10 protein-coding genes and 1 pseudogene are annotated in these 25,372 nt (G+C 65.7%); 10 read left to right on the top strand and 1 reads right to left on the bottom strand.

Annotation, left to right across the window (positions count from 1 at the left end; genetic code table 11):
- Window positions 1-138 precede the first annotated feature (138 nt).
- The 10 genes and pseudogenes from FHX60_RS22055 (at window position 139) to FHX60_RS22100 (ending at window position 23,642) form a co-directional block, all read left to right on the top strand.
- The gene (locus FHX60_RS22055; RefSeq protein ID WP_183284633.1) at window positions 139-2,820 is read left to right on the top strand and encodes a winged helix-turn-helix domain-containing protein; all 2,682 of its coding nucleotides are present in this window, start codon (window positions 139-141) and stop codon (window positions 2,818-2,820) included.
- A 404-nt stretch (window positions 2,821-3,224) separates the two neighbouring features.
- Entirely contained in the window at window positions 3,225-6,779 is a 3,555-nt protein-coding gene (locus tag FHX60_RS27930) for an autotransporter outer membrane beta-barrel domain-containing protein (protein WP_311730319.1), read from the top strand.
- 611 nt (window positions 6,780-7,390) lie between these two features.
- Window positions 7,391-11,887 carry an ATP-binding protein gene (locus FHX60_RS22065; RefSeq protein WP_183284634.1) on the top strand — a complete coding sequence of 1,499 codons (4,497 nt, stop codon included), beginning with the start codon at window positions 7,391-7,393 and terminating at the stop codon, window positions 11,885-11,887.
- Window positions 11,888-11,914: 27 nt separating this feature from the next.
- The gene (locus tag FHX60_RS22070) at window positions 11,915-12,547 is read left to right on the top strand and encodes a LuxR C-terminal-related transcriptional regulator (protein WP_258397024.1); all 633 of its coding nucleotides are present in this window, start codon (window positions 11,915-11,917) and stop codon (window positions 12,545-12,547) included.
- A 564-nt stretch (window positions 12,548-13,111) separates the two neighbouring features.
- The gene (locus FHX60_RS22075; protein WP_183284635.1) at window positions 13,112-16,930 is read left to right on the top strand and encodes a YadA-like family protein; all 3,819 of its coding nucleotides are present in this window, start codon (window positions 13,112-13,114) and stop codon (window positions 16,928-16,930) included.
- Window positions 16,931-17,073: 143 nt separating this feature from the next.
- Window positions 17,074-17,427 (top strand): outer membrane protein assembly factor BamE, encoded by a 354-nt coding sequence (locus FHX60_RS22080; protein ID WP_183284636.1) that lies wholly within the window; start codon window positions 17,074-17,076, stop codon window positions 17,425-17,427.
- Between the two features lie 253 nt (window positions 17,428-17,680).
- On the top strand, window positions 17,681-18,907 hold the full coding sequence (locus FHX60_RS22085; protein ID WP_221210099.1) for a lipase family protein: 1,227 nt from the start codon (window positions 17,681-17,683) through the stop codon (window positions 18,905-18,907).
- Window positions 18,908-19,007: 100 nt separating this feature from the next.
- Window positions 19,008-19,241 (top strand): annotated as a pseudogene (locus tag FHX60_RS22090) (CDP-6-deoxy-delta-3,4-glucoseen reductase); the annotation flags it as partial.
- Window positions 19,242-19,369: 128 nt separating this feature from the next.
- Window positions 19,370-23,338 (top strand): DUF748 domain-containing protein, encoded by a 3,969-nt coding sequence (locus FHX60_RS22095; RefSeq protein WP_183284637.1) that lies wholly within the window; start codon window positions 19,370-19,372, stop codon window positions 23,336-23,338.
- Between the two features lie 106 nt (window positions 23,339-23,444).
- A complete protein-coding gene (locus FHX60_RS22100) occupies window positions 23,445-23,642 on the top strand; it encodes a rubredoxin (protein WP_018008339.1) in 198 nt (65 codons plus the stop codon).
- Window positions 23,643-23,734: 92 nt separating this feature from the next.
- Here the strand turns inward: FHX60_RS22100 and FHX60_RS22105 are convergent, their stop codons facing one another.
- Entirely contained in the window at window positions 23,735-25,105 is a 1,371-nt protein-coding gene (locus FHX60_RS22105) for a Fic family protein (protein ID WP_183284638.1), read from the bottom strand.
- Window positions 25,106-25,372: the final 267 nt, after the last annotated feature.

A 25,372-nucleotide genomic window follows, 5' to 3' on the forward strand; every position in this document is an offset into this window, starting at 1 on the left:
TCAGGCGGTGATGCGTCGGCATCGGCCCGATGCTGGGGGCCAGCCTGACCCTTCGCCGCCGACGAGTTGCGGGGTGTGCTCCCTCGCGCAGGCTCGGTCCGGCAGCGATGCGCAACGACCGCAAGGAGCCCTGAAGCGATGCGTTCGGCCCCGCCCTTCCTGTCGAAGACCGTGCCGCCGCGCCCCGGCAGCGGCGTGATCGTGCGCCGGCGGCTGATAGCACCGCTGCTGGCTGCCGGCGACAGCAAGCTGGTCCTCGTGACGGGCGGCGCAGGATTTGGCAAGACCACCCTGTTGATCCAATGGCATCAGCACCTGGAAAACGCCGGTGCAAAAGTGGTCTGGCTGAGCCTGGGCCCCGGGGACGGCTCCCTCCCGCGGTTCTGCGCAATCCTGGCTGGCGCGTTGCGCCAAGGGGGCGTGCCCGTCGACCCGGACGCGCTGATCCCGCCCGATGATGGCACCGGATGCGAGCAAGCCGTTGACGTGTTGCTGGATGCCTTGGCGCGCACGCCCGGCAATCTCTACCTTCTGCTCGATGACTTCCACCATGTGCACGATCCCGCTACCGTGCGTCTGGTGCAGGGGATGGCTGATGCCATACTGCCGCGCCTGCATCTGGTGATTGCCTCACGGACCTTGCCGGCCTTGCGGCTGGGCCGGCTGCGGGCAATGGAGGAACTCACGGCCATTGGTTGCGCCGAGTTGCCATTCGACCTCGGTGAAACGGCTGCCTTCCTCAAGGTCCGGTCCGACGGCCGGTTCGGCATCGAAACGGCACGGCAGATCCACGATATCACCGATGGATGGCCAGTCGGGGTGCGTCTGGCCAGCCGGGCGCTATCGGACCTCAGCTGTTCCGATGGCAAGACTGTGCGGACCAGGCTCTGCGACAGCGGCAGCCTCGACGACTACCTGTCGGAGGAAGTGGTCGGCGAGGTGCCGGTGGCGTTGCTCGACTTCATGCTGCAGGTCTCGGCGCTGCGCTGTTTCGACGCGGAGCTGGCGGCCTGGATCACCGGCCGTGGCGATGCCGCGGACCTGATCGCGCAGATCCTTGCCGGGCATATGTTCCTGCTGCCGCTCGAGCGGCGCGATGGACCATCGTGGTACCGCTTTCACCCCATGTTTGACGCCTACCTCGACAAGCGGCGCGAGCAAAGCGGCATGGATGTCGCGGCTCTCCACCGGCGGGCGGCGCACTGGCTCCTGCAGCGCGGGCGCTTCGCCGATGCCATGCGCAGCGCCGCACTGAGCGATGATCTCGAAATGGTGGCGCAACTGGTCGGCCGTGCATTTCCGGCACGGGACAGCCTTGCCGGGCTCGGTGTCCTGGCACGGTGGCTGGAGGGACTTGGATGCGAGCGGCTGGCCAGCTATCCCGGCCTGCTTCGCATCGGTGCGTGGGCCTATGCGTTGACGGGACGCCAGGACCTGTCCGAACGCTGGCTCTCGAGGCTCGAGGCAGCCAGTACGGAGCCGGCGGACGCACGCCATGTCTGGCTGCTCAAGGCTCTGATCGCCACCCAGCGCGACGATGGCGCCACCGCACTGGCCGCGCTGGATGCACTGCAGACCATTGGGCCGGTGCCGGTGCCGGGCGCCGATGAACACCTCGAGATAGCTCTGCGCATGCACTGGCTGGCAGCGCAAGGCCACCACCCGCAGGCGCGCGGCCTGTACAACTCGGCGGCGGCCCGGCGCACGCGCACCGGCCGCGGAGAACTGGCGCTGGTCGCCGCGGCGGTCGCGGCAGGCGTGGCGATGCGCGAAGGCAACGCGGTCGAAGCCGAGCGTATCGGTGTGGTGGCGTTGCGTCGGGCAAGAACCATCCATGGTGGCCGCTCGCTTTGTGCGGCGGTCTGTGCCGCCGTGACGGCGCAGGCGTGGTATGAGCTTGACCGGATCGACGAGGCACACGAGGCATTGCTGTATTGCAGGGCCGCATTGCGCGCTGCGTCGCCCGCTCTGAAGCTGCATGCGGCCCTTACCTTTGGGCGCATCAAGGCGCTGCGTGAAGGTCCACAGGACGCGCTGACCTATCTCGCCAGCGCGGAATTGCATTTCCGCTCCCTCGGCGTGGATCGCGGCGTCGTTCACATGGTGGCCGAGCAGCAACGTATCGCGCTGGCTTGCGGCGACTGGCGCCATGCGCAGGCCTTGCAGATCGTGCTTGACGACCTTGCCGCGCGTCAGTCGGGCACAGCCTCGCGCGCTGCGGAGATCGGCGCCATGGTCGCCATCTCGCGCGCGCGGCTGGCGCTGGTTCACGGGCATGCGCATGCGGCCATGGACGCGATCGAGGCGGCGCGCCGGTTTGCAGGAGTCTTGGGGTGCGGTCGGCTTCTGGTCGCGAGCGACTTGCTGCAAGCGCGTGCGTTGCAGGCGCTTGGCCAGCACACGCAAGCCCAAGCCTGTGCGCAGGCCGCATTGGCCGCCTGCTACCGGATGGGCCTGTATCGCACTCTGATCGACGAAGGCGCGGACCTGCGCGAGCTGCTGCGCAGCGCAGCCGCGCAGGCAGCAGTACCACTTGCGGCCTACGTCGCAAAGCTGTTTGGCGAGCCGGTCGCTTCAGCCAATCCCGAGCTGCCGCGAGCGCCCGTCCCCGCCGAGGCGTCGCTTGCGCTGACGCACCGCGAGCAAGAGGTCTTGGCATTGCTGGAACAGTCCATGTCCAACAAGCGCATCGCGATGGCCCTAAATATCAGTGTGCAGACAGTGAAGTGGAATCTGAAGAAGATCTTTGTCAAGCTCAATGTGACCAGTCGATATGACGCCATCATCGCCGCCCGCAAGCATGGCCTGTGCAAACACTGATCGGGTCCGGGCGGCTGCCGCGGATATCGCTGCGCCGGCCATGGTCGAGTTTTCGCCACGACGCACTATGCGGTGCCGCTCGCGTATTGGTACGTCGGGGGACGCAATGCATGCGTGCCACGGTGCCGGATTGCCTAGCGAAGGTCAGGAGTGCCTGCCTCCGCTCGATGTTCACGTAACCCCTGGATGGCTGATGCAAAATTTTTATTTCACAGTTAAGAAACATGATGTTCGGACGCCATGCCTCCGAGGCTTGCAGGGTCGCGGTCCGTGTCGAAGGGTCCTTAGTAAAGCGGCGAAAAAAAACTTTCAATACGCATGCTTGCCCCGCTTCCTAGAATGATCTGCTGAGCCGCCCGCGCGGCCTGGGCAGCATCGCCCATCAGCACGATTCAGGAGACAGCGTGGACAAGCCTTCGGTATTGCGAATCGTCGCGTTCGCGTCCTTGTCGGTCCAGGTCGAATCGTTGCTGGCGCAGACCTGTCCCTCGCCCGTGATCGTCAATGGCGCCGGTTGCACCGTACCCGCCGGGACCACGGTCCCCGTGGCTGCCAATACCGTCGGCCTGTCGGCCAATGGCGCCGGGGGAAGTATCGTCGGCAACGGCATTACGATCAATCTCGGCGGGGCCAGCGCCGTCGGGGCCAGCGCTGCGGGCGGTGCGTCCATCTTGTTTGACGGCAGCGTGGTAGATTCCACCTCGGCAACGGCGGCGGCGACAAATCGGCAGGTGGGGTTGCGGGCAACGGGAGCGGGGAGCGAGGTGTCGGCAACCGGATCGACGATCGATCTGCGCCCCACCGCGGGAGCGCCGTCTCTGATGGTGGGCGCGTCTGCCGAGAACGGCGGCGCCATCACGCTCACCGATACAACGGTGCAGATGGCGGGCGGCACCGGCGGCAGCAATCATGGGGTTCAGGCGACCGGCATGGACGGCAGCGTGGCCAGCACCGTCACCATAGCGGGAGGCTCCATCACCACCGAGGGACGCAATGCCTACGGACTCCTTGCGTCGGCGGGCGGCGCTATCAAAACGAATGCGTCCGGCGACCCGACGTCGCCCATTCCGGTCATTCGCACCACGGGCCAGGGCAGCCACGCCCTGGTTGTGACCGGCACCGGTTCCCGCGCGGACATCACGGACACGGCCCTTTCGGCTGAAAATGCCACGTCCAGAGGGCTCAGCGTAGCAGCCGGCGGCATGGCGACGCTGACTCGCGCAACGGTGTTCGGGAACGTCTATGGCGCCTATGTCGACGGCGCGGAGTCCTTGCTGGAACTGGTCGACAGCACGGTGTCGACGGCAAGGGATGGAGGGCATGGCGTCAGAGGGGTGAATACCGCCGTCACGCTGACCCGTGGAGCCGTCTCCACCACGGGGGCGGGGTCGATAGCACTATGGGCCACGGCCGGCACGACTGTGACCGTGGACGGCACAGTCATCAGTGCTACCGGCGGCGGCAATGCGATGGGCATTGTCGTGGATGCGGACTCTACCGTGACCATGACGGGTGGCTCGGTGAGCACGACCGGTGGCGCTGCGCTCGCCGCACGCAAGGCGAACGCTGCGCTGAGCACCACGAATACCATCGTGCGGACGACCGGCGACTATGCCTATGGTGCCGTCGCGGACTATGGCGGCACCGCAACGGTCAACGGCGGCAGCATCGACACCAGTGGAGCGTTTGCGATCGGGCTCTATGCCATTGTCGAGCCGTCCGCGCCGACGCAGGCTTCGACGCTGCAGGCGAATGGGGTCGTCATCCGCACCGACGGCGCACGGGCCTACGGCGCGCTGGCGCAACAGGGCTTCCTGCCGGGCGCTGCCACGGTCATGCTCACCGATTCTTCTGTCGCTACCCAGGCCGCCGACGCCATTGGCCTGCGGGCGATATCAGGCGGCTCCATCGTCTCGAACCGCACGCAGGTACAGACGCTCGGCACCGCCGCGCACGGGGCCCTGGCGCGGTTCGGCCCCAGCAGCGTCAGTATCGACGGCGGTTCGGTGGCCGTTAGCGGCGCGAACGCTCATGGGGCCGTGGCGGAAGCGGGCGGGCGCATCAGTGGAGCGGGCACAAGCGTTATCGCGAACGGCGTGGGAGGTTCCGCGCTCTTCGCGATCGGCGAGGCGGCGTCGCCATCGTCAGCGTCCTTCGGCAACAGCAGGCTGTCAAATGTCGACGGGCCGACCATCGGCGTGGCTGGCGCGGCCGACATCGCGCTGACCGGCACCACGGTGCAAGGCAGCGGGCAATGGCTGAAGGTGGGCGCGGCAACGGATTTTCTGCCGCTGACCAACCCCGGCGCGGAGCCTCCCGGCACCGTCGATCCGGTGGAGCCGGCCGAGCCGGTACCGGACTTGCTCGCCGTGCAGGATGCCACGACTGCCGTGCCGGTGCGAAAGCTGCCCATGCTCGATCCCAGCGTCCCCGGCGCGGCCAATATCGTGCTATCCGGCTCGACCGTGACCGGCTCTGCTGCCACGCTGTCGGGCGCCGTGTCGAATGTCACGATGCAGTCCGGCTCGCTGTGGAACCTGACCGGGAGTTCGAACCTGTCGTTGCTGACCAACGACGCAAGCCGGATCCTGTTTTCCGCGCCGGTCGGCGGCGCGTTCAAGACGCTGACGGTCAATGGCTACGAGGGGACAAACGGGGCGCTGATCGGACTGCATACGGAACTGGCGGGCGATAGTGCCCCTTCGGACAAGCTGATCGTGGACGGCGGGGCCGCCACCGGACAGACCGGCTTGCGTATTACCAATGCCGGCGGCACAGGCGCCGTCACGCAAGGCAATGGCATCCTGGTCGTGGACGCCGTCAATGGCGGCACGACCGCGCCAGCCGCCTTCGCGCTGGACGGCCGTGCAGTGGCCGGCGCTTATGAGTATCGGCTCTTCCGGGGCAGCACGGACGCCAGTAACCCAGATGCGTGGTATCTGCGCTCGGAACGGATACCCACGCCGCCGGTGCCGCCCGATCCCGATCCGGTGCCGATCCCACTGTTTCGCCCCGAGGTGGCGGCCTACCTTGCCAACCAGCGCCTCGCCGGCCAGATGTTCGTGCACAGCCTGCATGACCGCCTCGGCGAGCCGCAGTACGTGGAAGGGCAGGACTTCAACCGGGAACAACAGGAACCGCGTTCGGGCTGGCTGCGCGCCGTCGGCAAATGGGAAGGCAGCCACAGCCGGGATGGCAACTTCAAGGTCGACACCGACGCCTTCCTGCTGCACGGTGGCCTGGAGTTGGCCGACTGGAACATCGCCAGCGACACCGACCGGCTTCACGGCGGGGTGATGGCGTCGTACGGCACAGCCCGCAGCGATGCGGAGGCGGCCGGCAACGCCGCGCGTGCCACGGGCAAGGTAGAGGGATTCAGTCTGGGCGCGTACGGCACCTGGTATCAGAACGACGAGAACAAGCTCGGTGCCTACGTCGATACCTGGTTCCAGTACGGCTGGTTCGACAACAAGGTCGAGGGCGACCAGCTTCCCACCGTCAAGTACGACGCGCAGGGTTGGGCGATGTCCGGCGAGGTGGGGTATGCGATGCCGTTGCGCGGCAACTGGGTCATCGAGCCGCAGGCCCAGCTGATCTACGTGGACTACAGCGACGACGACTTCACCGAGCCGAACGGCACGCGCATCAGTGGCGCCGATTCGAGCGGCCTGATCACGCGCCTGGGTGCGCGCCTGCATCGCACCAGCGTGCGCGACGACGGCCGCAAGCTGCAGCCCTACCTCACGCTGAACTGGTGGCATACGAGCACCGACAGCAGCGTCTCTTTCAATCAGTTGCCGCTGGGAAGCATGTACCCGTCCAATCGCTACGAGGTCAAGCTGGGCATCAACGTCGATATGCGCAAGCGGTGGACGAGTTGGGCCAATGTGGCGGGTGCCTGGGGCAGGCAGAGCTTTCACCAGTACGCACTGCGGATGGGGGTGAAGTACACCTGGTGAGCAGCCATGGCGGTCATGGGGGCTGTCAGGCAAGAGAAAAGAAGGCTTTGATGTCGCAAATCAAATGCGGCGACGATTCTGAAGATTCTGAAGATTCGAACTTTTTCTATAGAGTCGCCCGGACACTAGAATGTAGACTCCTTCGCGCTGACATCGGCGTCCAGGTGCGATGCCCGGTGCCACGCTCCGAATGGTTCCGTAGCGCTTGGCGCACAGCCGCCTTTTTGTTGTCGGAGCCACTGCGCCATCGGCACGGCAGTAATCATGGCTTGCATTCCTGCGCAGCATCTGTCATGTGGAACAGACTCTTTACCGAGGTCTCCGGTACCTTCCGTGGCGTTGCGGTCGCGCGCGCCGGTGCCAGGCGCTATAAGGGCGGGCCGTTGCTTGCCCCAAATTCTGGCAGGAAGCTTCGCCGGCGAGAGGCCAGGCAACAAGCCGCCGGAGATGGTCAATCGATTGACGGCTGCGCTGCAGCATGAGCTCCGGGTTGCCGAATCAGTTTCGACCTTCTACAGTGAAGTCCGAAGCCAGCGACCCACCGCTTTGCGCAAGGCGGCCGGCATTTGGCAAATGGCAGCGCGGCATTGCTTTGCCGCGTTACAACTGCCATGCAGAAGGAGGAGCACCGGTTGATGCCATGGTTGTCCCGGGCGCTGCCCGCGGGGTTCATGCTGCTTTCCCTTTTGGCAGCCACGGCGGACGTTCACCCCCGCCCAGGCGCACGCGGTGTGCCCACGCACCTGGTAGTGGGTGTCACCTCCGAGCGTGAGCCTCTCGAAAGCATAATCGATGGCAGGCTTGGCGGCTTCAGCGGCGAACTGCTGCACCGGTTGATCGATGCCAGCGGCACAACGCTGGAAGTCCGCATTTTCGATCGCCGCGACGATGCCTTGCGCGCAACCTGCGAAGGCAAGGTCGACATCCTGCTCGACGCGGTGCCGCGCAACGAGTTCACGCACTGCCTGGTCTACTCGTCGCCTTACCTGGAGCGCGCCGCGCTGCTGGTGGCACGCCACGATCGCGCCGGTTCCGGCGAGGCTGCGTTTCCGGGCGACGGCACCATTGTCACAGAGCGCGCGTCGGCGTGGGGCGCAGAGGTGGCGCAGCGCTTTCCTGCCGCGAAGCGCGTCGAGGCGGACGGCTTGCAGGCGTCGCTGCAGGCAGTGGTGGACGGCAAGGCAGACGCCTTTGTCGGGCTCAACTTCACCGCCCATCGGATGTTGCGCGACCCGCGTTTCTCGGCGCTGCAGGCGGTGCGGCGGATCGACGTCGGGGTCGGGGCCTTTCGCTTCGCGGCGGCCGCGGGGCACGCTGCGCTGATCCATGAACTGGACCGGCGTCTTGCCGACTTGCCCGACAGCGTCGTGGAAACCTTGCGCGACAGATGGTTGCGCGAGGACGGTGGCGGGCCCACGACGGTGCAGCTGTCGGCCGTCGAGCGCGAGGCCTTGTCCGCGCACAAGACCCTGCGCTATACCGTGCCGCGCCTGCTGCCCCCGTTCTCCATGGAAGGTCCGCGGGGGCAGCCTGAAGGCCTGACCATTGACTTCCTTACCCAAGTTGGCAGGATCCTGAACGTAGACTTCTTGTACGTGCGGACAGCCGGCCCGGAGGCCGCCTACGCAGCCCTGGGCGACGGCCGCGTCGACCTGATCGCAGGCGCCATGCGGCGCAAGGATGCCCCGCATGGCGCGCTGGATGCTGGTGTGTACAGCCATGTTCCCCTGGTGATCGTCACGCGCAAGGACACTGCTTATGTCAAGTCGCTGGGCGGGCTGGTGGGGCAGCGCGTGGCGCTGGTGCGCGACGATCCGATGTCGGCTGTGTTGCGGGCGCGCATGCCGCCAGCCCACATCATCCAAGTGGCCAGCATAGAAGCTGGCCTTGAGCTGGTCGACGCCAACCGTGCCGACGCCGCGATCGGTAACCTTAACACCATGGATGCGATGGTCCGCGATCGATTTTCGAACAAGCTCAAGGTTGCAGGGGCGACCGGGCTGGACGAAGATTTTGGGCTGCAAACCGCCGCTTCGCTGGCGCCGCTGCATGAGGTGATGGCACGCACGCTGGCGAGCATGCCGGAACTGGACCGGTTCCGCATCGAGCGCCGCTGGACTTCAGCGGTCTACCAGTTCGGCACGCCGTGGCAGGACCTGATGCGACGCGCCTGGCCCTTCATTCTCCTTGTCGCCGGCATCGGTATTGCGGGTGCGATCAGCTACGTGCGCATGCGCCGGCTGGTGGCGCTGCGGCTGAAGACCGAAGCCAGGCTTGCCCATGAACTCGCCTTGAAGGAAGCGCTGCTGGCCTGCTTGCCGGAACCCGTTTCGGCCAAGAGCGCGGACTACTGCTACATGGATCTGAACCCGGCGTTCGAGCACTTCTTTGGCATACGCAAGGCCGACGCGATCGGCAAGCCGATGTCCGAAGTGCTCAGCCTGCCTCGCCATATTGCCGACGAAGTGTTGGCGCTGCATGATGCCGCCATTGCTTCGATGGTGCCGCAACATACGCAGTTCCAGTTCCAGAATGCGGCGGGACAGGTGCGGCGGCTGGTGTACTGGGTGGTGCCTTTCCGCACCCCGGAGAAGGCGCCCGGCGGCGTCGTCACGGTGCACTTCGATGTCACGGATATCGACGAGGCGCGTGAGCGGGCCGAGATGCTGGAGCGCCGACTGACCGATGTCATCGATAGCTTGCCGGTAACGGTATTCCAGACCCGCTTCCCCATCGACGGTCAGAAGGACAGCTGGGAAGTGACCTATGCCGCGGGCGACTGCATCGGGTTGGGGCTGGATCCGGCATCGCTGGTGGGAATACGGTCCGAGCAGAACAGCTGTTTTTGCCGCGAGGACTTGCCGCGCATCCACGCGGCCATCCGCGAAAGCGCGCGCCTGGGGCGACCGTTCGAATTCGAGGCCCGGATCATGGTGGGTACGGGGCTGCATTGGGTCCACGTGCGCGCGGTGCCACGCCTGGCAGGGGGCGTGACCGTGTGGAATGGCGTGATGTCCGATGTGACCGGCCGCATGCGCCAGGCCGAAGCGCTTCGCGACGCCAAGGATGCCGCGGAAGCGGCATTGCACGCAAAAGAAGGTTTTCTGGCCATGATGAGCCATGAGATCCGTACGCCGATGAACGGCGTCCTCGGCCTGGTCGAGCTGCTGCAGAACACGCCCCTCGACCTGGACCAGCGGCGCATGCTCGCGCTGGCCAGGGAATCGGGCGAGGCGCTGGCGCGAATCCTTGACGATATTCTCGATTACGCCAAGATCGAGGCCGGCCGCCTCACCATCTCGCCCATGCCGCTGGACTTGCGCGAGCTGTTCGACAGCGTGTGCGCGCTGCTGCAGGCCCAGGCACAGCAAAAAGGGCTGCAGCTGCGCGTCAGCGTGGACGCCGATGTGCCGGCCACCGTGGCGGCCGACGGCATCCGCATGCGCCAGATCCTGTTCAACCTTCTTGGCAACGCCATCAAGTTCACCGATCGCGGCAGCGTGACGCTGCGGGCGATGGTGCATGCGCGCGAAGCGGATACCGCCACGGTGCTGGTCGAAGTGCAGGACACCGGCATCGGCATTCCCAGGGAAGAGGTACAGCGGCTGTTCGCGCCATTCGTGCAAAGCGAGCGCAGTTCCACCAGGCGCTTCGGTGGCACCGGCCTCGGCCTGGCGATCTCGCGACGGCTGGCGGATATGATGGGTGGGCGCCTGACGCTGGAAAGCGAGGAGGGCGTGGGCACCACTGCCGCCTTGCTGGTGCCGTGCTCGGTGCTGTGCCAGCAGTATGACCTGCCGCTGCTCAAAGGGCGCAGCGTCGCGATGCACGTCAGCGACACCGAAGTGGCCGATGCACTGCGCGAGCATGCGCGGGCCGCCGGAATGCGCTGCGTCCAGGAAACCAACGCGGCGGCACTGGTCTTTGCCGATAGCCGGCAAATGCCGTCTCCCGCCGCGACATCGTGCGTGATCGGCGTGACGACCAAGTGGAAGCAGCGCGGGTTCCAGGCCGACAAGGCTGGGGTACGCCTGAGCGTCAACCCTCTGCGCTGGGAAGCCTTTATCGGCGCAGCGGAAAGCGCGCTGGAACTGCAGGCGGATGGCGCGGCTGGCGCGACCAGCGCGGTCCGGCACAAGGCTATCGCGCCGCAGCACTGGTTGTCGGAGAAGGCCGCTGAATTCGGTGCACGGCAGCGCATCCTCGTCGCCGAGGACCACCGTATCAACCAGGAGGTGATACGGCAGCAACTCATCCTGCTGGGCTATGCGCCGACGATCGTCGAGAACGGCAGGGATGCGCTTGAGGCGTTGAACGCCGAGGTGTTCAACCTGGTGCTGACAGACTGCCACATGCCGGTCATGGACGGCTTCGAACTCACCCGGCGGATACGTGCGCACGAACGTAAGACAGTCAGGACGCTGCCAGTGGTCGGGATTACGGCTACGACGGTCCGGGAAGAACATGATCAGTGTTTCGAAGTCGGTATGGATGCTTGCGTGCTGAAGCCAACCACGCTGGCGTCGCTGCAATCCGGGCTGGCAAGCGCGGTGCAAGCGCACCAGGCCGGCGCGGGCCCAGCAACCACCGATGACAGCACCGCGCGCGGCCATATACCGGCTGGATCGCCGGCACCGGGCGCGAACCGGTCCGGTAGCCTGCACTTCGACCCGAGTTGCGTCGAGCCCCAGGCCGTGCGCAACGCGCTCAATCTTGGCGACAACGACGCTATGCTGCGCGCTTGCCGCGAGGCGTTCGTACCGGATCGCGAGACGCTCGTCACGCTGCTCGACCGGGGCGACGTCAGCGGGCTTCGCGCGTGGTGCCATCGTGTCGGCGGTGCGCTAGCGCTGTTCCGCCAGCCCCACGTGGATGCGCTGCTCGATGCGTTCCACGACATCGTGAAGTCGGGTGCCATGGGTTCCATTCGCGGCAGCGCTGGCGCGGTGCTCGACATGCTGGATTATCTGCTCGGCGTGCTTGACGGGGGGGATAGCGCAAGGGGCGGCGTGGGCGAGGCGGTCCGCCCGCCGCCAAGTTGCCGCGAGTGTGGGCGTGCGCCCGACGAATGCAACCAGGCGCCGCAACGGAAAAACGAATCGGTATAAGAACGAGACGAACGAATGACAATCAGAGTGGTACTGGCGGACGACCATCCGCTGATCATCGTCGGGGTCAGGCAAAAGCTGGCGGATGCCGGCGACATAGCGGTCGTCGCGGATGCCGACAATTCGCGCGTGCTGATGGATATCCTTCGGACCACGCATTGCGATGTCCTGGTCACGGATTTTTCCATGCCGTGCGAGAACGCGCCGGATGGACTGGCGATGCTCAATGCCATCCGCATCAAGTTTCCCGCGCTTCGGGTGGTCGTGCTGACCATGCTGGAGAACGCCGGGCTGGTCGCCAGCATGCAGGCCGCCGGCGTGCTGGGCGTTGTCAACAAGCGTGACGACCTGTCGGAATTGCCTGCGGTCATCCGCGCCGCCTACCAGGGCCGGACGGGCCTGGGCACATCGCTGCGGGCCGAGATGGAGAACTGGGCATCCCGGATTTCGCCGGACAGCACCGCGCGCAACCTCAGCCCGCGCGAATTAGAGGTGGTGCGGCTCTGTGTCAGCGGGATGACCACGACGGAAGTGGCGCGGCACCTGCACCGCAGCGCCAATACCGTCAGCACGCAGAAGCACAGTGCCATGCGCAAGCTTGGCGTGACGAACGATGCGGAACTGTTCGACTATGCGCAGGCCCATGGCTTGAAATCGTGATCGCCCTATTCGGCATCGGTGCGCCGCTGTCGCGCACGGCGATCCCAGCGGTATGGGCAGAGTGAATAGTCAAATCGTCAAAAGGTTCCCGCGTTGGGGCGACGAAGTGCTGCCAGGAAGAAAACGCCGGTAGATTTTCGAATTTCTTCTATTACATTTCTGGTGCATTTCCTCCATTCTGTCGATGTCAGCCGGCAGGCCGTTGCGGAACACCGTTAGAAGGTGTCAACAGGCGGTCCGTCCTGCACCACGACGCGTCGCTTTGAGGGCAGGCACCAACCCACATTGCGCTGCCTTGCACGTCGATAGAAGTGGTGCTTCAGTGAACACCATTTCTATGTTGTATCTCTCCCTCGCCACTTAGCCTGGCAATCCCACATCGCCTAAGGCGAGTCTAGCTCTCATTCTCCGTCACGCCGGTATCCAAAATGCCCTACCCATTCAGGGTCGAGCGCATTTTTGCGTTTTTTTATTCTCCCGGGGTTCGGTTTATTCGGGTTGATGGCCGTGGCCAGGTCGACCCGCTGGTTAATTAATCGCAAATCAGTCTGGAAAAATATAATCATGAACAAGGCTTTTCGCTTGATTTGGAATGAATCACTTGGTGGATGGGTGGCAGTCAGCGAGACCGCTATGGGGCGGGGCAAGGGTGCGGGCGGGAAGCGGCGTATCCGTCTCCTTGCGTGCCGCGCCGGGCTGGCAGCGACGCTGGTCACGGTCGCCCTGGCCAGCGGCGTTGCCCAAGCCAACTTCGTCGGGGACGGCGGTTCCGCCAATGGCACCAATGCCATTGCCATCGGCAATGGCGCCAATACGGGCGGCAGCAATAGTACCGGTGGTGTCGCCATTGGCGCTGGCGCCCAGTCCAGCGCCGGCAACGCGGACGGCAATATCGCGATCGGCGAAAATGCGAAGAACCTGAACCAGATCGGGGGCGGTGGCGCCATCGTCATTGGCCGCAATGCAACGATCCTGAACTACTATGGCAATCCCCTCGTCACGGGTGCCGGGAGTCTGGTGATCGGGGACGGTGCCAGCAGTTACGGAGTGAATACCGTTGTCCTGGGCGCAGGTGCCAATGTTAACCACAGTACAAACATCGCCATTGGCTACCAGGCCACCGGCACCGGCAATGGCGGTGTCGTGGCACTCGGCAAGGGAAGCAATGCCACGGGGGACAATTCCGTAGCAATCGGCGGCAGCGCGGTCGTGACAGGCACGAACGGGATGGCCATCGGCAACGGCTCCCAGGCAGCGGCGAATGCAACGTCACTGGGGGCGGTTGCCACGGCGTTAGGCGCCAACGCCACGGCGATCGGCCAGCAGGCCACCGCGGCAACCAATGGCACCGCGATAGGCACGACTGCGCGGGCCAATGGGGCAAACGCCATGGCCGTCGGCAACGCCGCTTCGGCCGAGGCCAGCGCGACCGCCATCGGAACCGCCGCGAAGGCTTCTGGCACCAACAGCACGGCACTCGGCAACGGAGCAAGCGCTACCGCGAACAACTCGGTTGCGATCGGCGCTGGCAGCAGGACCGCTACGAGCCTGCCGGCTACCGGCGGATACAACCCAGGCAATACCGCGCTCTCCGGCACCGCGCCGTTCAGCGAAGCGTCCTTCGGTACGGCCGGCCAGGAACGCTTGCTGACCAACGTGGCAGCAGGCCAGCTGGCGACGGATGCGGTCAACGTCAGCCAGCTCATGTCCGCCTCCGACAAGATCGACCATGCCGGAAGCTCGGCGGCGGCCGCACTGGGGGGCGGCGCTGCCTATGATCCTACGTCCGGCAGCATCAGCGCTCCCACCTTCAACCTGGGCAGCAACGGTACCTATAGCAATGTCGGCGATGCCATGTCGAGCCTGTTTAATACAGGCACGAAGTATTTCCACGCCAACTCAGCGGGTGCCGATTCACAGGCCACGGGTACAAATTCGGTGGCCATTGGCGTGGGCGCAGTGTCGGCAAACGCGGATGACGTGGCACTGGGCGCCAACGCGAAGACGGCAGCCGCCGTGGCAACGACCGGCGCCACCATCGGCGGCACGGCCTACACGTTTGCCGGCACGGCGCCGGCTAGCACTGTCAGCGTGGGCGACGTGGGTGCCGAACGCACCGTCACCAACATGGCGGCCGGCCGCCTGAGCGCCACCAGTACCGACGGCGTGAACGGCTCGCAACTGTACGCGACCAACCAGGCCGTCAACCAGATTCAGACCCATGTCGAGACGCTGGGCGATCAGTCGGTGAAGTACGACACCAATGCCGATGGCACGGTGAACTACAACGCCGTGACGCTGGCGGGCGCGGTGTCGAGCGACGGCGGCAAGACCGGCGGCACCCGGATCCGCAACGTGGCCCAGGGCGAGGTCTCGGCCACCAGCGCCGATGCGGTCAATGGCGCGCAGCTGTACGCCGTGCAAGGCGACATCACCAACCTGGGTGACGACATCGACAATATCTACGAGAAGGGCACCAGGTACTTCCACGCCAACTCGACGGGCCTCGACTCGCAAGCGCTGGGGATGAACGCGATCGCGATCGGCATGAACGCGATTTCGCTGGGCGCAAACGCCTTGGCCGCCGGCGCCAACGCCAATGCCGCCGGCACCAATGCGCTGGCGCTCGGCGCCGGGGCGCAGGCCGGCAATGCCGGTGACGTCGCGCTCGGCGCAGGCTCGAAAACGGCAGCGGCGGTGGGCACGGCAAGCGCCACCATCGGTGGCAATCCCTACAATTTTGCCGGCGCGAGCCCCACCAGTACTGTCAGCGTTGGCGACGTGGGCAGTGAACGCACCATCACCAACGTGGCAGCCGGCCGACTCGACGGCAATAGCACCGATGCGGTGAACGGCTCGCAGCTCGCTGCGACCAACCAGGCGGTGAACGCGATCTCCACTACCGTCAACACGCTGAACGACCGCGCCGTCCAGTACGGCGTGAACAGCGACGGCACCGTTGACTACAGCACGGTCACGCTTGCCGGCACCAAGTCGTCCGATGGCGGCAAGACCGGTGGTACCCGTATCACCAACCTGTCTCAAGGCGACCTGTCCGCGACGAGCACGGACGCGGTGAACGGTGCCCAGTTGTATGAGACCAACCAGTACGTGACGAACATCGCCAACGAAGTCAATAACATCTACAACACCGGCTCCAAGTACTTCCACGCCAACTCCACCGGCGTCGACTCCGTCGCCAGCGGTGCCGACTCGGTTGCCGTCGGCACGGGCGCGGTAGCCAACAACGCGGGCGATGTGGCGCTGGGCGCGAATTCCGTCACCGCGGCAGCCGTGGCGACAACCGGCACCACCATCAACGGACAGCGCTATAACTATGCCGGAACCAGCCCGACCAGCACCGTCAGCGTGGGCGACGCTGGCAGCGAGCGCACCATCACCAACGTCGCGGCAGGGCGGGTCAGCGCGACCAGTACTGACGCGGTGAATGGCTCGCAACTCTACGCGACCGACCAGGCCATCGAAAGCCTGGCCGGCAAGGCGGTGCAGTACGACACCAATGCCGACGGCACGGTCAATTACAACAGCGTGACGATGGGCGCCACGGCCTCGCAGGATGGCGGCAAGACCGGTGGCACCCGGATCCGAAACGTGGCCCAGGGCGACATCTCGGCCACCAGCGCCGACGCGGTCAACGGCGCGCAGCTGTACAACATTACGGGCGACACCAGCGCGACGTACATCACCGAGAACGGCACCGGCGTCAAGTATGTCCGCACCAACGACACCGGGCTGCCTGCCGCAGACGCCCACGCCCAGGGCGAGGGCGCGACTGCGGTCGGTTATGAAGCAGTGGCCGCGGCCAAGAACGATGTTGCGACGGGCTACAGGGCATTGGCTTCGGGTGGCAATTCAGTAGCCCAGGGCGCCAACGCGCAGGCTACGGGCAACGCCGCAGTCGCGCTCGGCAGCGGTGCGGTGGCAACCGGCGCCAACAGTGTCGCGCTGGGCGCAGGGTCCGCCGCCTCGCGCGATAACTCGGTGTCGGTTGGCGCGGTGGGCAATGAGCGCCAGATCACCAACGTTGCCGCCGGCACCGCAGACACCGATGCCGTGAACGTCAGCCAGCTCCAACAGACGCAAAGCATGGCCAACAGCTATACCGACCAGCAGATCGGCAACGTCCGCAAGGACGCCTATGGCGGCACGGCGTCAGCAATGGCCATGGCGGCACTGCCGCAGTCCACCCTGCCGGGCAAGGGCATGGCAGCAATCGCCGGCGGCACCTACGGTGGCCAATCAGCGATGGCGCTGGGCCTCTCGGCCATGTCGGACAGCGGCCGCTGGGTCTATCGCGCGAACGCGACCACCAACACCCGCGGAAACGTCGGCGTAGCCGTCGGCGCTGGCTTCCACTGGTGATCGCCGCAAGACAGCCATCTCCCCGTGGCCCGGCACCACGGGGGCATCGAATCCTACGCAACGCTCTTGCTAGGGCTATCAATCGGAAATGGGCGGCCACGCTTGCCGTGCTCGCGCTTGCCACAGCGATGCAAGGCTGCACCATGGTTTCCAGCCAGGCAACAGACGACGGCCACGCCACCAATCCAGACTTCCCGCGTGCCGACAGCGCCTGGCCGGCTGGGGGGACCTTCCCCAATGTCAGCGAACTTCGGTCGCTCAACGTTGGCCTGACGAAGGACCAGCTTTACGCGCTCGCCGGGCCCCCGCACTTCAACGAGGTTAATGGTACGCAAGAATGGGATTACCTGTTCAACTTCCGCACCGGCAAGCACAAGTCCGACGTGCTGAGGTGCCAGCTGAAAGCGGTCTTCGACAAGGACATGCAGGTCGGCGCGTACTACTGGAATCTCCCTGCCTGTGCGGATCTGGTGACCCGCGAGCCGGCAGGGCGGTAGCGCCTGCGCCGTGAGTAGCCGACCGTCTGCGCCAAGGGCATGGCCTTAGGGAAATTCCTAGCGCCGGATTGTAATTCGGATGACAGTCCGCCGGCAGCGCATTTCCTATGTTGTCGACAGGCAGTGGCAAACGTTCTTCCCGGCCATAAGAGCGGACCAGGATGCGCGGGATATGCCACTGCGTCATGTGCTGCTGCCGCGATATGCGAGAGGCGGGGCGGGAGTTCTATTTCAACTTTGGGGTAGAGAGATCATGCATATGCCATGTCGCCATAACAGGATTGCGGCTTTTGCAGCGACTATTGCCGTGCTTTCCATCGGCCTGCGCACCAGCCCGGTACAGGCCGGTGACGTGGGAGGTTTCTACGCCCCGCCGTCGCCATTGGCATCTTATTGTTTCAACAATGGTGACGTTATCAAGGACGAACCGTCCAGCTTCGTGCTCCCGACCCAGACGCCGTATTCGGCCCGCCGCATCATGTACTGCAGCCGGGACACCGGCGGTGCGCGCATGGCGGTCACCGGTACCGTAATCACTCCTGCGTTGCCATGGCTCGGATCGGGGCCGCGCCCGATCATCGGCTTTGCCGTCGGTACGCAGGGCATGGGCGACCAATGCGCGCCGTCATACCAGTTCACCACCGCGACGGAGTATGAAACCGCCGGCATTGCAGCACTGCTGAACGCCGGCTACGGTGTCGCAGTCTCCGACTATCAGGGTATGGGCACGCCAGGAGTGCCGACCTACCTCAATCGCAACGCCCTGGGACACGCGGTGCTGGATTCGCTCCGTGCGGCGCAGCGCCTGACCTCAGCCTTCCTGCCCGCCGCAGGCCCTGTGGCCCTCTGGGGCTATTCGGAGGGTGGCCTGGCATCGGGTGCAGCCGCTGAGTTGCAGTCGAGCTATGCACCGGAACTGCAGTTGAAGGGTGCCTATGTCGGTTCGGCGCCGGCCGACCTGCAGCAAGTGGCGCAGTTTCTGGATGGAAAGCAAAGTGTCGCCTTCCTGCTGTATATGGTCCAGGGGCTGAACGCGGCTTACCCGAAACAGGGGTTCCTTGACATGTTCAACGCTGCTGGCCAGCAGACTATGTCCCAGGTGATCAAGGAATGCGCGCCGCAGTCTGTCGTGCAGCACGGTTTCCTGCAGACCTCGACACTCACCAACGACGGTCGTCCGGTCCCGGCACACTTGGGCGAGCAACCGCTCGCGCCAGCGGTGAACCAGCAGTTGTTGGGACTTGTCGCCCCGGCTGCGCCGGTGTACGTGGTGCACTCCCAGCTCGACGACATCGTGTCGTACCGGGCCGGGCACGATGGCGCGGTAAGGTGGTGCAACCGTGGCGCGACCGTGCAGTTCGATGCATTGGACGTGCCCGGCCATGTGCCCGCCGCTGTCGCCGCGATACCGTTGGCCCTTGCCTATATAAAGAGCCGGTTCGACGGACTGCCGGCGCCTTACAACTGCGGCAGGTTCTGAGCGGGAACGGCTGCTGCATTGGGCGGCAGCCGAGTTCGGCGCCGCGCTTGCCAATCGGCCGCCGAACGTCAAGCGATGAAGCCACTCGGGTGGGCGCAGACAAGAGGACCCAGATGCGATCGACGAGGTGCGGGAATGGAAGACGCTGGCGGCGCAGTTTCGCTTTGTGCCGGTCCCTTTCCAGCCGGCAGAGGGATGGACGGGGCGCGAAGGCGTTGTGCAGGAAGCGGGCGGGCGCGACTTTCCCGATATGAGTGGAGTAGAAGTCTATGCGTGTGGCCATCCGCCGATGGTGGCCGCGCCCTGGCGTTGCGCGCCCGGTCACCGGCCTTGACTTCGATCTGGTCGAGGCCTGCCTTGGTGGAGATGTCGCAGATGCTGCCATAATGTCGAGAAATTCGAAATCCGGGGCACAAAGCAGCGTGCAGCGCCGGTACGCGGGGTCGGAATTTCTGGAACGTCATGGCATTCAAGCAATCCATCCAGGCGGCAGCCACGGTGGCTGCCACGCCGCGCGGCCGGCTGGCCGTGCGCATTGCGGGCGGCGTGGCGGCGGCGCTGGCAGTGTTCGGGCTGGCGGGGTATTTCGGCGGCCCGCCGCTGATCAAGTACCTGGTCGAAAAGAACGCGACCGAGGCGCTCGGGCGCAAGGTCACGCTGGGGCAGGCCCATGTGCGGCCGTTCGAACTGGCGGCCACGCTGACCGACCTGACCATCTATGAGCGCGATGGCAAGACGCCGGCGCTGACGCTGGGCGAGGCGCAGGCCAATACCTCGCTGGCCTCCATCTGGCATCTGGCGCCGGTGGTGGACAACCTGCATGTCGACCGCCTGGCCGTGCACGTGGTGCGCGGCGCCGACGGGCGCATGAGCTTTGCCGATGTGCAGGAGAAGTTCGCGGCGCTGCCGCCCAAGCCGGCCGATGCCGAGCCGGCGCGCTTCTCGGTGAACAACATCGCGGTAACGGGCAGCAGCCTGCGCTATGACGACAAGCTGCTGGACACCACGCTGCGCGTCGACAACCTGACGCTGACGCTGCCGTTCCTTTCCAACCTGCCGCACGACGTCGAGATCGTGACCCGGCCCACGCTGAGCGCCCGGGTCAACGGCACGCCGCTGGCACTGGACGGCGAAGTGCTGCCGTTTGCCGATTCGCGCCAGACCCGGCTCAACGTCAACCTGGACGGGCTCGAGGTGGCGCGGATGATGGCGTTCGCGCCGGCTTTGCGCGATGCCGAGGTCAAGTCCGGCAAACTCGATACGCGGCTGACGGTGGCGTTCCGCCAGCAAAAGGACACGCAGGAGATGGTGGTGCTGGGCACCGCCGCGCTGCGCGATGCCGACGTGCGCACGCGCGCTGGCCAGCCGCTGGTCCGCAGCGGCAAGCTGGCGGTCGATATCGCCAGGCTGGAGCCGCTGGCGCATCGCGCGCAGCTGCGCAGCGTCGAGATCGAAGGACTGGCGGTGGAGGCGGCGCGGCGCGCGGACGGCTCGCTGAACCTGGCCACGGCTTTCCTGCCGCAGGCGGTGAGCCGGTCCACCGATGGCGTGGCGCCGGCACCCGCGCCGGCCTCGGCCCCGGCTGCCGCTTCGGCCGCACCGGCCGCCCCCGCGACGGCCGCATCCAAGGAAGTGCCGTGGCGCTACGCCGTCGACCGCATCGTCGTCAGGCAGGCCCGGCTGGGATTCGAGGACGCGCTGGCGCCGTCGGGCCCGGGCAAGCTCGCGCTCGGGCCGCTCGATGCCGAGGTCAAGGGCTTTGCCGGCACCGACGGCGACAAGCCCGTGCGCGTCGAGGCCACGCTGACCGTGGCCGACGGCCAGACCCTGCACCACACCGGCGACCTGCTGCTGCGCGACGGCTCGATGGCCGGCACGCTGGAAACCACCGGCTTGCGCCCGCAGGGGTTTGCCGCCTGGTGGCCGCGCGAGCTGCGCAGCCAGTTCGGCACCACCGCGGTCAATGCGGAACTGCACTACCGCATGGCGTGGGGCACGCCGCAGTTCCAGTTCGTGCTGGAAAAATCGCGGCTGGAGCTGGCACCGCTGTACCTCGCCACGCGCGACCCGGTGGTGATGCCGGCGGCCGCCGCGCCGCGCGGCAGCGAAGCCAACGCGAATGCCGGAGACAGGCCACAGGGCGCCGGCCGCCGCACGCGCGACCGCGCCGGCGACCGCAGCAGTGGCCGGGATGGTGCCGCGCTGCCGCTGCTGCAGGCGCAGAAGCTGGTGCTGGACGATATCCAGTTCGACCTCGCCAAACAGACCTTTGCCACCAGCCAGGTCACGCTGGCGCAGCCGCAGGTCGCCGCCACGCGCGACCATCGCGGCGAACTGCTCGAGATGGCGCGGCTGTGGGCGAGCGAATCCGCGCAGCAGGCACGCGCCGCGCCGCGGCGCACGGCCCCGGCCAGCGCCAATGGTGCCAACGGCGCTGCTGCCGGCGGCGGCTGGAAGGCCAATATCGGCAAGGTCGTGGTGGAAGGCGGCAGCGCCCGCCTGGCGGACTACCAGCCGGCGCAGGCCAACCGCGGCCGCCCGGTGATCCACCAGTTCCGCAATATCGGGCTGAGCACCGGCGCCGTGGCCTGGCCGCTGACGCCGGCGGCGGTGCCGGTCAAGCTGCATGCCGAATCCGGCCGCCGCGGCGTGATCGGCCTCGATGGCACCGTGCTGCCGGCGCTGCCGGCCAGCCGGCTGCAGCTGGACCTGCGCCAGGTGGACGTGAGCCCGTTGCAGCCTTACCTGGCCGACCGCTTCAACGCCGCGCTGCGCAGCGGCACGCTCACGGTCAAGGGCCGGCTCAATGTCGATGCGCCCGCCGGCAAGCCGCTTGCCGCGCATTTCAATGGCAATGTGCAGACCGGCAATGTGCGCACGGTGGACCGCGTCAGCGGCGACGACTTCCTGCGCTGGCGCTCGCTGGCGGTGTCGGGAATCGACTTTGCGATGGACGAAAGCAAGGGACCGATGCGCGTCAGCCTGGGCAATATCGCGCTGTCCGACTTCTACGCCCGCGTGATCCTGAACGCCAACGGCCGCCTGAACCTGCAGGACGTGCTGGCCGGTGGCGCGGAGAAGGGCGAGGCCGCACCGTCGACCAGCCTGACCCAGGCCAACCCGGCCTCGGCGCCGGCCGCGCCGCCGGTGCAGGTCGGTGACACGCGTACCGCCCAGGTCGAGCAGAAGCCGGGCGGGCCCAAGCCGCAGATCCGCATTGGCGGGGTCTCGGTCGACAAGGGCAACATCAATTTCTCGGACTTCTTCGTCAAGCCCAACTACACCGCCAACCTGACCGGCATGAAGGGCTCGGTGTCCAAGGTGTCGTCGGGCGATCCCACGCCGGCCGACCTGGTGCTGGACGGCCGCATCGACGACGACGCGCCGGTCAATATCAGCGGCAAGCTCAATCCGCTGGGCGAGCAGTTGTTCCTCGATATTGCCGCCAAGGCCGCGGGCGTCGAACTGACGCGGCTCACCCCCTATGCCGCCAAGTACGCAGGCTACCCCATTACCAAGGGCAAGCTGACCGTCGACCTGGCCTACAAGATCGAGAACGGCAAGCTCGATGCGCGCAACCACCTGTTCCTCGATCAGCTGACCTTCGGCGAGCGCGTCGACAGTCCCGATGCGACCAAGCTGCCGGTGCTGCTGGCGGTGTCGCTGCTCAAGGACCGGAATGGTGTGATCGACGTGAACCTGCCGGTGTCGGGCTCGCTGTCGGATCCGGAGTTCAGCATCGGCGGCGTGATCGTGCGCGTGATCGTCAACCTGCTGACCAAGGCGATCACGTCGCCGTTCTCGCTGATCGCCTCGGCCTTCGGCGGCAGCGGCGAGGAGCTGGGCTATGTCGAGTTCGCGCCCGGCACCGCCACCCTGACCCCGGCGGCGAAGGACAAGATCGCCAAGCTGGGCCAGGCGCTCAATGACCGGCCCTCGCTGCGGCTGGAAATCAGCGGCCGCATCGATCCCGCCACCGATGAGGCCGGCGCGCGCCGCGCCTGGCTGGATGCGCGCGTGGCCGAGCAGAAGCGCCGCGACCTGCGCGACAACGCGCAGGCCGGCGCCGAGGCCGGCGACGACGAAGCCGGCGAACAGGGCGCCGAGGTCAAGGTATCGAAGGCCGAATACCCCAAATACCTGGAGCAGGTCTACAAGCGCACTTCGATGAAGAAGCCGCGCAACTTCGTCGGCTTTGCCAAGACCCTGCCGCCCGAGGAGATGGAAAAGCTGCTGATGGCCAACGCCACCGTTACCGAGGCCGACCTGAAGCGCCTGGCCGAGCAGCGCGCGCTGGTGGTCAAGCAGGCGCTCGAACGCGAAGGCAAGGTGCCGGAAAGCCGGCTGTTCCTGACCGCACCCAAGCTCAGCGCCGAGGGCCTCAAGGACAAGGGCACGCCCAACCGCGTGGACTTTTCCGTCCGCGGCTAGTCCGGGTGGCGGCGCCGCAACCTGCGGCGCCGCCACGGGCCCTGCGCCGAAAACCGGTATGATTCGGCCCGGACAATCCGTTCCATCGCCGAATCAGGAGTGAATTTTGCAGCAGGAGCCAATGGAAGCCGCCGTCGCCTACAAGACGTGGGTGTGCGTGATCTGTGGCTGGGTGTACGACGAAGAGCAGGGCTGGCCGGAAGACGGCATCGCCCCCGGCACGCGCTGGGAGGACATCCCCGATGACTGGCGTTGCCCGGAATGCGACGTCGGCAAGGGCGAATTCGCCATGATCGAGCTGTAACGCGGCAGGCACTTCTTAGTTGGTTTTTTCTGGCGGGTTCATCGTCACGCGATCTCGTTGTGGCTGACGCCATCGCCGCCGGCGCCGTGACATCAGTTGGAAGGCGCAGCCACCTGGGTTGCCTTCCAGGCTGCGAGTTCCGAAGGGCGCAATCCGTAGCGGGCCAGCACGCCCTCATGCAGCCGTCGGAGCTCTTCTATGATCAGCGCCTGCACGTTGTCATGTTCGACCTCGGGCACTTTTGCCAGTACGACCTGCCGAATAACAGCTAGCGCATCCTGGTCAGGGTGAAGCACGACGTCCCGTATTGCGTGTTTGACCACATCACGCCAGGCAAGGCGGAGCGGATCGGGTTCCGCCAGATCCTGCTTGATGGCCACGTACTCTTGGGTTGAACGCTCGTAGGCCCAAACGAAGACATCACGCAGCAATTCGACGCGGGTCATCTCATACACGCCAAGGATGGCGCGACTATAAGCTTGCTCCGGTACATCCAGGAAGGTCAGGGGGCAAAGGTTTGCACGGAACAGCGGCAGATTGGCCAAGAGGCGCGAGGTGCGTTTGTTGACGTCCGCAAATGGTTGCAGGTATGGCAGGTGCACCAGCATGAAGAATGACTGTTCGAAGGGATCGGAGATCCGGTCCACTTTCCCGAGCAGGATATTCAGTGCCTCCTCAATTTGCTGTGGTGCTGACAGGGGGCGGTAAACACTTTGGCCAATGTCCACGACGTGCTGTCGAATCCGGCCTTCATCGGCGGGGTTGGGTAGCAGGTTCTCCGACAACGCGCTATGCAGGTTCATCAACGTATAGCGGTCGAAACCCACCGTACCGATGTTCTCCACTAGCAGTTCGATGGCTGTCTTGTGGTTGAGGATCATCTGTGTTTCGATGGCCGCCTTGCCTTGCGCCGCCTTCCCGTGCTCGATCAACTCGCGGGTGTCGAGGCGGGAATAGGTGTTGCCCTCCAAATGACTGGACGCCCATGACAGGTCGATCAGCAGCCGGTTGAGGATGGCCCTGCTGTAGGTTCCGGCGGGCGCGTCAGGTTGCGCTGTCTTGCCCATCTTGTGCAACTGACGCCGAAGCGATTCCGAAAGATATCGTGTGACGTTAGGCCGATAGGCGTCAAGGAAGTCGCGTTGGTAGCCCACTGGCTTGCGTGCCTCCGGAGGCCGATCGATATACGCCGCGATGTCGCGGCTGTCGGCCGATAGCGGGATGTAATCCGGGAAGCGGTCTCGCTCAGGTAAGGATGCGGCAACCTCCGGCGTGTTCGCCCCGAAATAACGACGTGCGCGCCCTTCGCCGATTGCCGTGACCTGTCCGCCATCGATCCATTGGCTGATCCAGCGTTGGGCAGTCCGCCGCGCAAGGTCGGGATGCTGTGCCAGCAACTCGGCGAGCATCAATCCGGCGGAGGCGTTTCTGATGCTTTCTAGCAAGGCATGGGCGGTTGACATAATCGGCCGTGGCGCAGTTCGCTTAAGATGATGGCGCGATTGTGGCGCAGTTTTCTGAACTGCGCCACAAAGCGGGTGCCAATGTGGCGCAGTTTAGGCGGATAAGTGACGCAGGGAATACCTAGTTTGCCCAGCGAAATAACTCATCGGCGACGCGGCGGGATGCCGAGCTGGCGGAACGACAGGACTCGGTGATGGAGAGGTTGGGGTACCGTGAAAGCGCCGTTTGCGGCGCTGCGCGCGCCGACAGTTGAAGCGGGCAAGAAA

The organism is Cupriavidus alkaliphilus, from assembly GCF_014191175.1.
Classification (GTDB): Bacteria; Pseudomonadota; Gammaproteobacteria; order Burkholderiales; family Burkholderiaceae; genus Cupriavidus; species Cupriavidus alkaliphilus.

Coding starts and splice junctions, on each gene's coding strand:
- FHX60_RS22085 (WP_221210099.1), top strand. CDS start 17,681: ATGCATATGCCATGTCGCCATAACAGGATTGCGGCTTTTGCAGCGACT.
- FHX60_RS22065 (WP_183284634.1), top strand. CDS start 7,391: ATGCAGAAGGAGGAGCACCGGTTGATGCCATGGTTGTCCCGGGCGCTG.
- FHX60_RS22105 (WP_183284638.1), bottom strand. CDS start 25,105: ATGTCAACCGCCCATGCCTTGCTAGAAAGCATCAGAAACGCCTCCGCC.
- FHX60_RS22095 (WP_183284637.1), top strand. CDS start 19,370: ATGGCATTCAAGCAATCCATCCAGGCGGCAGCCACGGTGGCTGCCACG.
- FHX60_RS22075 (WP_183284635.1), top strand. CDS start 13,112: ATGAACAAGGCTTTTCGCTTGATTTGGAATGAATCACTTGGTGGATGG.
- FHX60_RS22080 (WP_183284636.1), top strand. CDS start 17,074: ATGGTTTCCAGCCAGGCAACAGACGACGGCCACGCCACCAATCCAGAC.
- FHX60_RS22055 (WP_183284633.1), top strand. CDS start 139: ATGCGTTCGGCCCCGCCCTTCCTGTCGAAGACCGTGCCGCCGCGCCCC.